We start from the raw sequence: 12,831 nt of genomic DNA on the forward strand, positions 1-12,831 counted from the left end.
TAGGCGCCCAAAAATTTTTTAAAAAAAAAAACGCCCGCCCCCCACCCCCCCGCCTACGGGAATTGCATGTGCCGTCAGTTCTGGTGCTGCGCCAGCAGACGTTCCATGTGCGCATCCAGGCGGCGTTTGATTTCGGTTTCGATGTGCGGGGCGAAGTCGTTGATGACCTCGTGCATGATCGCTTGCGCGGCGTTGCGCAGTTCTTTGTCCAGATGGACGAGCAGCGCGTCCGGGGCTTTTTCGGTCTTGGGTGCTTCTGCGATGCCGACCAACGGTATTTGTGCAGGTTCCGGGTCAGGCTCAGGGGCGACAGTGTCGTCGATGACGTCAGACAGCAGCGGAATCTGCTCACCGTCACGGCCCACCATTTCAGTCAACAGCGGCGGTTGCAGGCCGTCATCGCCCAGCAATTGGCGAATGGATTCAAGATCGTCGAGCAGGTGTGCGGCTTTTTTCGGCGAATTGGAGGTGTCCATCGTGTGCTCAGAGTCGTTGTAACTTGTGATCTTGCAGAGGATAGCCGTGTTCACGGTAGAAGCGAAAACTCTCCCGCGCAGCCAGACGTACGACAGGGTCTTCGACCACGACTTCAGCGACGCGGGCGAAGCGATTGAAAAATTCAGGGACTTTCAGGTCCAGGTTGATCAGTAAATCCTGATGGCTGGCAGGGGCTTGGGTCAGGCCCATGACAACTGTGCCGTCAGGTTGATCTTCGGTGGTGCTGTGGGGCACGAAGCTTTCGCCCTTGAAGCGCCATAAACGCTCGTCCAGGTCCTGGCGTTGTGCCGCGTCACTGCAATGCAGGTAAACCCGGTGGCCAAGGCGCCAGGCTTTTTCAGTGAGTTTGCAGGCAAAGTCCAGCCGCGCAGAAGCCTCGGCGCTGGGCAGGATATAAAAGTCGACCTTGGTCAGCTCGGTATGGGGTTCTGAGGTCATTGCGATTCCTGAATCGGGGTTGCACCGCCTTCAGGCGATGCAACCGTCGATTGTCAGCTTCAAGCGTTGGCGCGGTCCAGCAGGTATTGAGTCAGCAAGGGAACCGGGCGGCCGCTGGCGCCCTTGTCTTTGCCGCCGCTGACCCAGGCCGTACCGGCGATGTCCAGGTGAGCCCAGTGGTAGGCCTTGGCAAAACGTGACAGGAAGCAGCCTGCGGTGATGGCGCCGGCTTTTGGGCCGCCAATGTTGGCCATGTCGGCAAACGGGCTGTCCAGCTGTTCCTGATACTCGTCGAACAACGGCAACTGCCAGGCGCGGTCGTCGGCTTGTTTGCCGGCTTCCAGCAGTTGGCCGATCAGTTCGTCGTTGTTGCCCATCAGGCCCGAGGTGTGAGCGCCCAGTGCGACCATGCATGCGCCGGTCAGGGTGGCGATGTCGATCACCGCCTGTGGCTTGAAGCGCTCGGCGTAGGTCAGTGCATCGCACAATACCAGGCGACCTTCGGCGTCGGTGTTGAGGATTTCAACGGTTTGACCGCTCATGGTGGTCACGATGTCACCCGGACGAGCCGCGCCGCCGCTAGGCATGTTCTCGGCGCATGCCAGGATGCACACCAGGTTGATCGGCAGTTTCAGCTCTAGCACAGCACGCAGGGTGCCGAAGACGCTGGCAGCACCGCCCATGTCGTACTTCATTTCATCCATGCCGGCACCGGGCTTGAGGCTGATGCCACCGGTATCGAAGGTGATGCCTTTACCGACCAGTACAAAAGGCTTCTCGGATTTCTTGCCGCCTGCGTAGTTCATGACGATCAGGCGTGGCGGCTGCTCGCTGCCCTGGCCGACCGCGTAGAACGCGCCCATGCCCAGTTCCTTGATCTTCTTCTCGTCGAGCACTTCGACTTTCAGGCCTTTGTACTGCTTGCCCAGCTCTTTGGCCTGCTCGCCCAGGAAGGTCGGATGGCAGATGTTTGGCGGCAGATTGCCCAGGTCGCGGGTGAACGCCATGCCTGCAGCAATCGCCTGAGCGTGGGTGACCGCGCGCTGCACTTCAGCCTGGGCAGCTTTGATGGTCAGCAGGGTGATTTTTTTCAGGGAGCGGGGGTCGGCTTTCTGGCTCTTGAAACGGTCGAACGTGTATTGGCCGTCGAGCAGGGTTTCAGCCAGCAAGCGGTTTTTGCTGTAGCTGTCGCGACCTTTGACCACCAGTTCGTCGAGGGCGAAGACCGCGTCGCTGCCGCCCAGGCCTTTAAGTGTGTTCAATGCGCCGCTGATGATTTTGCGCAAAGGGCGATCGCCCAGTTCTTCGTCTTTGCCCGTGCCCAGCAGCAGGACGCGTTCGGCCTTGAGGTTTGGCAGGTTGTGAAGCAGCAGGCTCTGACCGGTTTTGCCGGCGATATCACCCCGCTTGAGCACGGCGCTGATGGCGCCACCGGAGAGCTCGTCGAGGGCTTTAGCAGTAGGGCCGAGTTTACGGCCTTCGCTGATAGCGACCACGAGAGTGGCCGTTTTCAACGTGTCTGGGCTGACGCTTTTTACAACCAGTTCCATGTCCGGGTCCCTGAATCAAATGGTCAACGTGCGCACAAACGGTGCGGTTTGCTTGCTTGAAAGATGAAGCGCTGCACCTGGGTGACAGACGGGCATCAAGGCAGGCAGTTTGAACCTCGTCGGCCGGGCCTGACAACCCTCGAATGCTGCCAAATCAGCGCTTTAAAGCCTTGGCTGAGCATGTGCAGTGACAGGCGCGGTCATTCACAGGATAATGCGCCATCTTTTTAAACGACTAGGCTCATCACCATGAGCTAGTGTCGATTCGCTATGCCGCTTGTTTGGCCGCCTTAGCCTGACGACCCCTGGAGTGTCTGGTTTGATCGTCTTCCGTTATCTATCCCGCGAAGTCCTGCTTACATTGAGCGCTGTCAGCGCAGTGCTGCTGGTCATCATCATGAGCGGTCGCTTCATCAAATATCTGGCCCAGGCTGCCTCCGGCGCCATGGACCCCAGCTCGCTGTTCCTGATCATGGGCGTGCGCCTGCCGGGCTTCATGCAGTTGATCCTGCCGCTGGGTCTGTTCCTGGGTTTTCTTCTGGCTTACGGGCGCATGTACCTCGAGAGCGAGATGACGGTCTTGTCGGCGACCGGGATGAGCCAGCAACGTCTGTTGGCCATCAGCATGGTGCCTGCGACCATTGTGGCGCTGATTGTTGCCTGGTTGAGCTTGAGCCTGGCGCCTCAAGGTGCCACGCAGTTTCAATTACTGCTTAACAAGCAAGATGCCCTGACCGAGTTCGATACCCTTGAACCGGGCCGCTTTCAGACCCTGAACGATGGTTCTCGAGTGACCTACACCGAACAAATGACCAATGACCGGACCAATCTGGGGGGCGTGTTTATCACCCAGAAAAACCTCGGTCAGGATGCCAAGGACCGCAGCATTTCTATATTGGTCGCGCAAAAGGGGCGCCAGGAAGTGCGTCCTGACGGCAGCCGCTGGTTGATCCTGGATGACGGTTATCGTTATGACGGTAACCCTGGGCTGGCGGATTACCGCGCCATCAAATACGACACTTATGGCGTGTTGCTGCCCAAGCCCGATGTCAGTAATGAAGTCACGGACCGCGATGCGATGCCAACCAGCAGCCTCATCGGTAATCCGGACGTGCGTGCGATTGCAGAGTTGCAGTGGCGCATTTCCATGCCGCTTCTGGTGTTTATCGTGACCCTGATTGCCGTCCCGCTGTCCCGTGTCAACCCGCGCCAGGGCCGTTTCCTCAAGCTATTGCCTGCCATTCTTCTGTACATGGGTTACGTGACCGCCTTGATTCTGGTCCGTGGCGGCCTCGAAAAAGGCAGCATTTCACCGACGCTTGGCTTGTGGTGGGTGCACGGCCTGTTCCTGGCTATTGGTCTGCTGTTGTTCTACTGGGAGCCGTTGCGCTTGAAGTTGGCAAGTCGCCGTAGCGAGAAGGAGCTGGCTCATGGTTAAGCTCGATCGCTACATTGGTAAAAGCGTATTACTGGCGATCCTGGCTGTGTCCGGGATCATCGTCGGGCTTGCGTCGCTGTTCGCGTTCATTGACGAGGTGAAGAGTCTCTCCAGCACTTACACCATGTCGGATGTGTTCAGCTTTGTAGCGCTGACAGCGCCGCGTCGCCTCTACGATATGTTACCGGTGGCAGCGCTGATCGGCTGCTTGATCGGGCTGGGCAGCCTGGCGAGCAACAGCGAACTGACCATTATGCGTGCGGCGGGTGTGTCCACCGGTCGTATCGTGTGGGCGGTCATGAAGCCGATGCTGGTCCTGATGCTGGTCGGTATTCTGATTGGCGAATACCTGGCTCCCGCGACCGAGTCGGTGGCCCAGGCCAATCGGGCCCTGGCGCAGGGCAGCGGCGATGCGCAAAGCTCCAAGCATGGTATGTGGCACCGCGAGGGGGAGGAGTTCATCCATATCAACGCGGTTCAGCCAGATGGCATGTTGCTGGGGGTGACGCGTTATCGTTTCGATAAAGAGCACCACTTGCTGTCTGCCAGCTTCTCCAGGCAGGCCAACTTCATTGAGGACCACTGGCAACTGAGCGATGTGGCGACCACGGTTTTCCATGAGCGCAGCACAGAAGTCGTGAACCTGCCTGAAGAGCGCTGGGACGTCTCGCTGAGCCCTGAGCTGCTCAACACCGTCGTCATGGCGCCGGATGCGCTGTCGATTTCCGGGCTGTGGGGTTATATCCATTACCTGAAAGACCAGGGCCTGAACAACGGCCGTTACTGGCTGGCATTTTGGGTCAAGGTGTTGCAGCCATTTGTCACGGCCGCGCTGGTATTGATGGCCATTTCTTTCATCTTCGGCCCGTTGCGTTCTGTTACTTTGGGGCAACGAGTGTTTACCGGTGTGCTGATCGGCTTTGCATTCAAGATTGCGCAAGACCTGCTGGGGCCAGCCAGTCTGGTATTTGGCTTCTCGCCGCTGTTCGCGGTGCTGCTGCCAGCCGGTATCTGTGCCCTGGCCGGTTTCTGGTTGTTGCGTAGGGCCGGTTGATCAAACGTCATGGCGTTGATCAAAAAGCCTCTATCGCGTGATAGGGGCTTTTTTGTGAACGTGACGCTTGGCTCAGGGATCAGGTACAATTCCCGGCTATTTTTCGGCGGGCAGTCTGCCTGCGACTTTTTTTGAGTGTTGACCCGTGAGTGATTTGAGTCATATCCGCAATTTCTCCATCATCGCCCACATTGACCATGGCAAGTCGACGCTGGCCGATCGTTTCATTCAGATGTGCGGTGGTCTGACTGCCCGCGAAATGGAAGCCCAGGTACTGGACTCCATGGACCTGGAGCGTGAGCGTGGGATTACCATCAAGGCCCACAGCGTTACCTTGTACTACACGGCCAAAGACGGCAAAACCTATCAGTTGAACTTCATTGATACCCCGGGTCACGTTGACTTCACCTACGAAGTCAGCCGCTCTCTGGCGGCCTGTGAAGGTGCCTTGCTGGTGGTAGACGCGGGGCAGGGCGTAGAAGCCCAGTCCGTTGCCAACTGCTACACCGCTATCGAACAGGGTCTTGAGGTGATGCCGGTCTTGAACAAGATCGACCTGCCACAGGCTGACCCTGATCGTGTGAAGGAAGAAATCGAAAAAATCATCGGTATCGATGCCACTGACGCCGTGACCTGCAGCGCCAAGACTGGCCTGGGTGTCGACGAAGTGCTCGAGCGCCTGGTGCACACCATTCCTGCGCCAACCGGCAATATCGATGATCCGCTGCAGGCGTTGATCATCGACTCCTGGTTCGACAACTACCTGGGCGTTGTCTCCTTGGTACGCGTGCGTCACGGCCGCGTGAAAAAAGGCGACAAGATCCTGGTCAAATCCACCGGCAAGATCCACTTGGTGGACAGCGTCGGTGTTTTCAACCCGAAACACACAGCGACTTCCGACCTCAAGGCCGGCGAAGTGGGCTTCATCATCGCAGGCATCAAGGACATTCACGGTGCGCCGGTGGGTGACACCCTGACCCTGAGCTCGACCCCTGATGTCGAAGTGTTGCCAGGTTTCAAACGCATTCAGCCTCAGGTATACGCGGGTCTGTTCCCGGTCAGCTCCGATGACTTCGAAGATTTCCGTGACGCGCTGCAAAAGCTGACGCTGAACGACTCGTCGCTGCAATACACACCAGAAAGCTCTGACGCACTGGGCTTCGGCTTCCGTTGCGGCTTCCTGGGCATGCTGCACATGGAAATCATCCAGGAGCGCCTGGAGCGCGAATACGACCTGGACCTGATTACCACGGCCCCGACCGTAATTTTCGAGCTGCTGCTCAAGAACGGCGACACGATTTACGTCGATAACCCGTCTAAACTGCCAGACTTGTCGGCCATCGAAGATATGCGCGAGCCAATCGTGCGTGCCAACATTCTTGTGCCTCAAGAGCACCTGGGCAACGTCATAACCCTGTGTATCGAAAAACGTGGCGTTCAGCACGACATGTTGTTCCTGGGTACTCAGGTGCAAGTGACCTACGATTTGCCGATGAACGAAGTGGTTCTGGACTTCTTCGACCGTCTCAAATCCACCAGTCGCGGCTATGCTTCGCTCGATTACCATTTCGACCGCTACCAGTCGGCTAATCTGGTGAAGCTTGATGTATTGATCAACGGCGAGAAAGTCGATGCCTTGGCATTGATCGTTCACCGTGACAACGCCCACTACAAAGGGCGTGCACTAACCGAAAAAATGAAAGAACTGATTCCTCGTCAGATGTTCGACGTTGCAATCCAGGCCGCCATCGGCGGGCAGATTGTGGCGCGTACCACCGTCAAGGCTCTCAGAAAGAACGTACTGGCCAAATGCTACGGTGGTGACGTTAGCCGTAAGCGCAAGCTGTTGGAAAAGCAAAAGGCCGGTAAAAAACGCATGAAGCAAGTGGGTAACGTGGAGATTCCACAAGAAGCCTTCCTTGCGGTGCTCAGGTTGGATAGCTAGGTCCTATGTCACTAAATTTCCCGCTGTTGCTGGTTATTGCTGTCGCCGTCTGCGGTTTGCTGGCGCTGCTCGATCTGGTCTTCCTGGCACCTCGCCGGCGCAAGGCCATTGCCAACTATCAGGCCACTGTTCAGCCGGCTGATGGGCAGGTCATCGAAAAGCTCAACAAGGAACCGCTGCTGGTTGAATACGGCAAGTCGTTCTTCCCGGTGTTGTTCATCGTGCTGGTGCTGCGTTCGTTTCTGGTTGAGCCGTTCCAGATTCCGTCCGGCTCGATGAAACCGACACTGGACGTGGGCGACTTCATTTTGGTGAACAAGTTTTCTTACGGGATCCGCTTGCCGGTGATCGACAAGAAAATCATCGAAGTGGGTGATCCGCAGCGCGGGGATGTCATGGTGTTTCGCTACCCAAGCGATCCGTCCGTCAACTACATCAAGCGTGTAGTCGGCCTGCCGGGCGACAAGATTCGCTACACCAGCGACAAGCATTTGTACGTCAATGACCAACTGGTTGCCGAGCAACTGGTGGGCGTTGAGCCTGGCACCTTGGGCAGTGCAGAGTTGTACAAAGAGAAGCTGGGCGAAGTCGAGCACATGATTCGCAAGGAAATGAGCCGCTATCGCACACCCCCTGACAACGAGTGGACGGTTCCGGCCGGGCACTACTTCATGATGGGTGACAACCGCGACAACTCGAACGACAGCCGTTACTGGGATGATCCCAACATTCCCAAAGATGAGCTGGGCATGGTTCCCGACCAGAACATTGTCGGCAAGGCCTTCGCAGTCTGGATGAGTTGGCCGGAACCCAAGATGAGCCATCTGCCGAACTTCTCGCGGGTGGGTCTGATCAAGTAGCCAAGACGGCGCTGTTAATAACAGCGCCGAATGCTTTTCAGGCGTCCCGATAAATCGGCGCCTGACGGTTCTTACGACCGCCTGCCATGTCGGGCAGAGCGGTCACAGTATTCAGGATGTGGATTTGAACAAAGCGTTAAGTGTGACGGCGGCGAACAGCCAGTTCCCTGTCCATTTGCTATGCGATAAACGAGCATCACTGATCCCTAATATCGGTCCGGTGGTGACATTCGGCCACGAACTCAGCGTGGGTAAATCGTGAGTTTTTCTTTAAGTCGTTTGGAGCGTCAGCTCGGCTACACCTTTAAAGACCAGGAGCTGATGGTTCTGGCACTGACACACCGCAGTTTCGCGGGGCGCAATAACGAGCGTCTTGAGTTCCTGGGGGATGCCATTCTCAATTTCGTTGCCGGTGAAGCGTTGTTCGATCGCTTCCCGTTGGCCCGTGAAGGCCAGTTGTCGCGCTTGCGTGCGCGTTTGGTGAAAGGCGAAACCCTGGCCGTCCTGGCCCGCGGTTTTGAGTTGGGCGAGTATCTGCGCCTGGGGTCGGGCGAACTGAAAAGCGGCGGTTTTCGTCGCGAGTCGATCTTGGCGGATGCCCTTGAAGCGTTGATTGGCGCCATCTACCTGGACGCGGGTATGGAAACCGCCCGTGACCGCGTGTTGGCCTGGCTGGCGGGGGAGTTCGAGACCCTGACCCTGGTCGACACCAATAAAGACCCAAAGACCCGACTGCAAGAATACTTGCAGTCACGCGCCTGTGAGCTGCCACGCTATGAAGTGGTGGATATCCAGGGCGAACCGCATTGCCGCACTTTCTTTGTCGAGTGCGAGATTGTCCTATTGAATGAAAAAAGCCGAGGCCAGGGCGTGAGCCGCCGTATTGCTGAACAAGTAGCGGCCGCCGCAGCACTGATTGCCCTTGGCGTGGAGAATGGCCATGACTGATTCAACTGAAACTCGCTGTGGCTATGTCGCCATCGTTGGTCGACCTAACGTGGGTAAATCCACACTGCTGAACCACATTCTGGGTCAAAAGCTGGCGATCACCTCGCGCAAGCCACAGACCACCCGTCACAACATGCTGGGCATCAAGACCGAAGGCGATATCCAGGCCATCTACGTCGACACGCCGGGCATGCACAAGGGCGGCGAAAAGGCCCTGAACCGTTACATGAACAAAACTGCTTCGGCGGCGTTGAAAGACGTTGACGTGGTGATCTTCGTAGTTGACCGCACCAAGTGGACTGAAGAAGACCAGATGGTCCTCGAGCGCGTCCAGTACGTGACCGGCCCGTTGATCGTGGCGTTGAACAAGACCGACCGCATCGAAGACAAAACCGAACTGATGCCACACCTGACCTGGCTTCAGGAACAACTGCCAAACGCCCAGATCGTGCCGATCTCGGCTCAGAACGGCCACAACCTCGACACCCTTGAGCGCGTGATTGCCGAGCATCTGCCGGAAAACGAGCACTTCTTCCCGGAAGACCAGATCACCGATCGCAGCAGCCGCTTCCTGGCTGCCGAACTGGTGCGTGAGAAGATCATGCGCCAGCTGGGTGCTGAGTTGCCGTACCAGATCACCGTCGAGATCGAAGAATTCAAGCAGCAGGGCAAGACCTTGCATATTCATGCGTTGATTCTGGTTGAACGTGACGGTCAGAAGAAAATCATCATTGGCGACAAGGGCGAGCGCATCAAGCGCATCGGCACTGAAGCACGCAAGGACATGGAACTGCTGTTTGATTCCAAAATCATGCTGAACCTGTGGGTCAAGGTCAAAGGCGGCTGGTCCGATGACGAGCGTGCCTTGCGTTCGCTGGGTTATGGCGATCAGTAAGGGATTGTAATACCTCGCTGTAGTGCAAGATCCTGTGGGAGCGGGCTTGCTCGCGATAGCATCAAATCGGTCTGCCTGCCTTGCCGAGTTGACGTTATCGCGAGCAAGCCCGCTCCCACATTAGACTTCTGATAAAGCTGATCCCTATGTCCAGCAAATCCATCGTCCCTCAGCTCTCCTACGTCCTGCACAGTCGCCCTTACCGTGAAACCAGTGCGCTGGTGGATTTCATCACGCCGCAAGGGCGCCTGCGTGCGGTACTGCGCAATGCGCGGGGCAAGGCGGGTACGCTGGCTCGGCCATTTGTGCCGCTGGAAATCGAGTTTTTCGGCCGCGGCGAGCTGAAAAACGTCGGTCGCATGGAAAGCGCGGGCGTTTCGACCTGGCTTAATGGCGAGGCGCTGTTCAGCGGTCTCTACCTCAATGAGCTGCTGATACGCCTGTTGCCTGCCGAAGACCCGCACCCGGCGGTCTTCGATCACTACGCTGCCACGTTGCTGGCCTTGGCCGAAGGACGTCCGCTGGAGCCGTTGCTGCGGGCCTTCGAGTGGCGACTGCTGGACGATCTGGGCTACAGCTTCTCACTGACTGAGGATATACACGGTGATCCGGTGGAGGCGGATGGCATGTACCGCTTGCAGGTGGACGCCGGGCTTGAACGTGTCTGGTTGTTGCAGCCAGGGTTGTTTCATGGCGTTGAGTTATTGGCCATGGCAGAAGCCGACTGGAGCGCAACGGGCGTATTGTCAGCGGCCAAACGTTTAATGCGCCAGGCATTGGCCGTGCATCTGGCCGGTAAGCCACTGGCCAGTCGTGAGTTGTTTCGCAAGCCCTGAATAGATCGGTATGCTGTGCGCCGAATCTTCAACTCTTCAGGAGAGCCCACGTGACCACTAGCAATCGCATTCTTCTTGGCGTGAATATCGACCACGTAGCCACGCTGCGTCAGGCGCGAGGCACGCGTTACCCGGACCCGGTCAAAGCGGCTCTGGACGCGGAAGAGGCGGGCGCCGACGGCATCACCGTGCATCTGCGCGAAGACCGTCGCCACATTCAGGAGCGCGACGTGTTGCTGCTCAAGGATGTGCTGCAAACGCGCATGAACTTTGAAATGGGCGTGACCGAAGAGATGATGGCCTTTGCCGAGCGCATCCGTCCGGCGCATATCTGCCTGGTGCCGGAAACCCGTCAGGAGCTGACCACCGAAGGCGGTCTTGATGTCGCGGGCCAGGAAGCACGTATCAAGGCCGCTGTTGAGCGTCTGAGCAAGCTTGGCAGTGAGGTGTCGCTGTTCATCGACGCTGACGAGCGTCAGATTGAAGCTTCTCGCCGTGTCGGCGCGCCAGCCATCGAACTGCACACGGGGCGATATGCCGATGCCCTGACGCCGACCGAAGTGGCTCAAGAGCTGCAACGCGTGGCTGATGGCGTGGCCTTTGGCCTGGGCCAGGGGCTGATCGTCAACGCCGGCCATGGTTTGCACTACCACAACGTGGAAGCCGTGGCGGCGATCAAGGGAATCAATGAGCTGAACATTGGCCACGCATTGGTGGCACATGCGCTGTTCGTCGGCTTCAAATCCGCTGTATCCGAAATGAAAGCCCTGATTCTGGCGGCCTCAAAAGCTTAAGGCACATCCCCGATCTGTAGGAGTGAGCTTGCCTCGCGATCTTTTGATCTTTTAAAAGATCGCGAGGCAAGCTCGCTTCTACAGCTGCGGTTCTTCTTTGGGCTTGGTCTTGTCGATGCCAGGAATGTGCAGTTTGCCGTCAGCCACCTGGTCGCCTTCAAGCTGCGGCTGTGTAGCCCAGGTCAGAATGTCGTAGTAACGACGAATGTTGGCCACAAAGTGCACGGGCTCGCCGCCCCGGGCGTAGCCGTATTTGGTTTTGCTGTACCACTGCTTTTGCGCAAGGCGAGGCAGGATCTTCTTTACATCCAGCCACTTGTTGGGGTTCAGGCCTTCTTTGGCGGCCAGTTTGCGCGCGTCGTCCAAGTGCCCGGTGCCGACGTTGTAGGCGGCCAGAGCAAACCAGGTGCGATCAGGCTCTGCAATATCGCCGTCCAATTGGTCCTTGATGTAGGCCAGGTATTTGGCACCGCCCATGATGCTTTGCTTGGGGTCCAGTCGATTGGACACGCCCATGGCTTGTGCGGTGTTTTGGGTCAGCATCATCAGCCCGCGAACACCGGTTTTAGAGGTCACGGCTGCTTGCCACAAGGATTCCTGATAACCCATGGCCGCCAGCAGGCGCCAGTCTATCTGCTCTTTTTTAGCGGCATCCTTGAAGAACAGTTCGTACTTGGGCAGCCGCTGCTGTAAATGCTGGGCAAAGGTGTAGGCGCCCACATAGCCGAGTACGTCCACATGCCCGTAGTAACGGTCTTTCAGGCGCTGCAGTGTGCCGTTCTTCTCGACTTTATCCAGATAGGCATTGATCTCGTTGAGCAGGCTGTTGTCTTCGCCGGCGACCACCGCCCAGCGCTGGCTACGGGCGTCGCCCAAATCAAAGGCCACGCGCACGTTGGGAAAGTACACCTGGTTCATGGCCATTTCGTTGGAATCAACCAGGGTCAGATCGATTTGACCCTCATCGACCATGCGCAACAAATCGACGACTTCAACCGCGTCCGATTCGTCGTATTCGATACCGGGGTACTGTTTCTTGAGTTCGGCCAACTGTTCGGCGTGGGAGCTGCCCTTGAGTACGGTGATCCGCTTGCCGACCAGATCGGCCGCCGTGGTCGGGCGTGATTGCCCGTTGCGGTAAATGATCTGGGGCGTGACTTCGAGGTATGGATGAGAAAACTTGGCTTGTGATAGACGGTTATCGCTGCTGACCAGACCGGCAGCAGCTAGCACCGGGCCGTCAGGTTGGCCCAGTTTGTTGAACAGATCGTCCAGATTGTCTGCCGTTTCGATTTCCAGCTTGACGCCCAGTTCGTCGGCAAAGCGTTTGACCAACTCGTATTCAAAGCCGGTCTCGCCGTTGCGGTCTTCGAAATAGGTGGCCGGGCTGTTACGGGTGATCACCCGCAGTACCCCATCCTCCTTTACGCGCTCAAGGGTGCTGGGTTTTTCAACGCAGGCGCCGAGCATCAGGAAGAGTCCGGTTACGAGCAGCCACTTGGCCCCACGCTGGCGGAATGCAGTTAGAGAAAACATTCGCGCAGTATACGCAAAGCAACGCGGGTGCCATATCTC

At 57.5% G+C, this 12,831-nt stretch carries 12 protein-coding genes; 8 read left to right on the plus strand and 4 right to left on the minus strand.

What is annotated here, in order from left to right:
* Positions 1–74 precede the first annotated feature (74 nt).
* The 3 genes from NTD86_RS14860 to NTD86_RS14870 form a co-directional block, all read right to left on the minus strand.
* Positions 75–476: a DNA polymerase III subunit chi gene (locus NTD86_RS14860; protein ID WP_262203295.1), complete on the minus strand. Its 402-nt coding sequence runs from the start codon at positions 474–476 to the stop codon at positions 75–77.
* Positions 477–483: 7 nt separating this feature from the next.
* Positions 484–912 carry a DNA polymerase III subunit chi gene (locus NTD86_RS14865; RefSeq protein WP_262203402.1) on the minus strand — a complete coding sequence of 143 codons (429 nt, stop codon included), beginning with the start codon at positions 910–912 and terminating at the stop codon, positions 484–486.
* Positions 913–995: 83 nt separating this feature from the next.
* On the minus strand, positions 996–2,486 hold the full coding sequence (locus NTD86_RS14870) for a leucyl aminopeptidase (RefSeq protein ID WP_262203297.1): 1,491 nt from the start codon (positions 2,484–2,486) through the stop codon (positions 996–998).
* 319 nt (positions 2,487–2,805) lie between these two features.
* On the opposite strand from NTD86_RS14870, the gene lptF reads away from it, so the two are divergent.
* From lptF to pdxJ, 8 genes are all read left to right on the plus strand, one after another.
* The gene (lptF, locus tag NTD86_RS14875) at positions 2,806–3,924 is read left to right on the plus strand and encodes an LPS export ABC transporter permease LptF (RefSeq protein WP_262203404.1); all 1,119 of its coding nucleotides are present in this window, start codon (positions 2,806–2,808) and stop codon (positions 3,922–3,924) included.
* Positions 3,917–4,978 carry an LPS export ABC transporter permease LptG gene (gene lptG / locus NTD86_RS14880; protein ID WP_262203299.1) on the plus strand — a complete coding sequence of 354 codons (1,062 nt, stop codon included), beginning with the start codon at positions 3,917–3,919 and terminating at the stop codon, positions 4,976–4,978. The genes lptF and lptG overlap by 8 nt, the downstream gene beginning before the upstream one ends.
* Before the next feature lie 145 nt (positions 4,979–5,123).
* Positions 5,124–6,923: a translation elongation factor 4 gene (gene lepA, locus NTD86_RS14885; RefSeq protein ID WP_262203301.1), complete on the plus strand. Its 1,800-nt coding sequence runs from the start codon at positions 5,124–5,126 to the stop codon at positions 6,921–6,923.
* A 5-nt stretch (positions 6,924–6,928) separates the two neighbouring features.
* Positions 6,929–7,783 carry a signal peptidase I gene (gene lepB / locus NTD86_RS14890; protein WP_262203302.1) on the plus strand — a complete coding sequence of 285 codons (855 nt, stop codon included), beginning with the start codon at positions 6,929–6,931 and terminating at the stop codon, positions 7,781–7,783.
* A gap of 258 nt (positions 7,784–8,041) precedes the next feature.
* Positions 8,042–8,731 (plus strand): ribonuclease III, encoded by a 690-nt coding sequence (rnc, locus tag NTD86_RS14895; protein ID WP_262203303.1) that lies wholly within the window; start codon positions 8,042–8,044, stop codon positions 8,729–8,731.
* A complete protein-coding gene (gene era, locus NTD86_RS14900; protein ID WP_262203305.1) occupies positions 8,724–9,626 on the plus strand; it encodes a GTPase Era in 903 nt (300 codons plus the stop codon). The genes rnc and era overlap by 8 nt, the downstream gene beginning before the upstream one ends.
* A 146-nt stretch (positions 9,627–9,772) precedes the next feature.
* On the plus strand, positions 9,773–10,462 hold the full coding sequence (gene recO / locus NTD86_RS14905) for a DNA repair protein RecO (RefSeq protein WP_262203307.1): 690 nt from the start codon (positions 9,773–9,775) through the stop codon (positions 10,460–10,462).
* A 50-nt stretch (positions 10,463–10,512) separates the two neighbouring features.
* Positions 10,513–11,256, plus strand: a complete 744-nt coding sequence (gene pdxJ / locus NTD86_RS14910) for a pyridoxine 5'-phosphate synthase (RefSeq protein WP_262203309.1) — start codon at positions 10,513–10,515, stop codon at positions 11,254–11,256.
* 78 nt (positions 11,257–11,334) lie between these two features.
* On the opposite strand, the gene mltF is transcribed toward pdxJ, so the two are convergent.
* Positions 11,335–12,792: a membrane-bound lytic murein transglycosylase MltF gene (mltF, locus tag NTD86_RS14915; RefSeq protein WP_262203310.1), complete on the minus strand. Its 1,458-nt coding sequence runs from the start codon at positions 12,790–12,792 to the stop codon at positions 11,335–11,337.
* Between the last annotated feature and the right edge of the window lie 39 nt (positions 12,793–12,831).

The sequence above is a fragment of the Pseudomonas sp. 7P_10.2_Bac1 genome (assembly GCF_025465935.1).
Taxonomy (GTDB): domain Bacteria; phylum Pseudomonadota; class Gammaproteobacteria; order Pseudomonadales; family Pseudomonadaceae; genus Aquipseudomonas.

Coding starts and splice junctions, on each gene's coding strand:
- NTD86_RS14860 (WP_262203295.1), bottom strand. CDS start 476: ATGGACACCTCCAATTCGCCGAAAAAAGCCGCACACCTGCTCGACGAT.
- NTD86_RS14870 (WP_262203297.1), bottom strand. CDS start 2,486: ATGGAACTGGTTGTAAAAAGCGTCAGCCCAGACACGTTGAAAACGGCC.
- lptG (WP_262203299.1), top strand. CDS start 3,917: ATGGTTAAGCTCGATCGCTACATTGGTAAAAGCGTATTACTGGCGATC.
- lepB (WP_262203302.1), top strand. CDS start 6,929: ATGTCACTAAATTTCCCGCTGTTGCTGGTTATTGCTGTCGCCGTCTGC.
- era (WP_262203305.1), top strand. CDS start 8,724: ATGACTGATTCAACTGAAACTCGCTGTGGCTATGTCGCCATCGTTGGT.
- recO (WP_262203307.1), top strand. CDS start 9,773: ATGTCCAGCAAATCCATCGTCCCTCAGCTCTCCTACGTCCTGCACAGT.
- mltF (WP_262203310.1), bottom strand. CDS start 12,792: ATGTTTTCTCTAACTGCATTCCGCCAGCGTGGGGCCAAGTGGCTGCTC.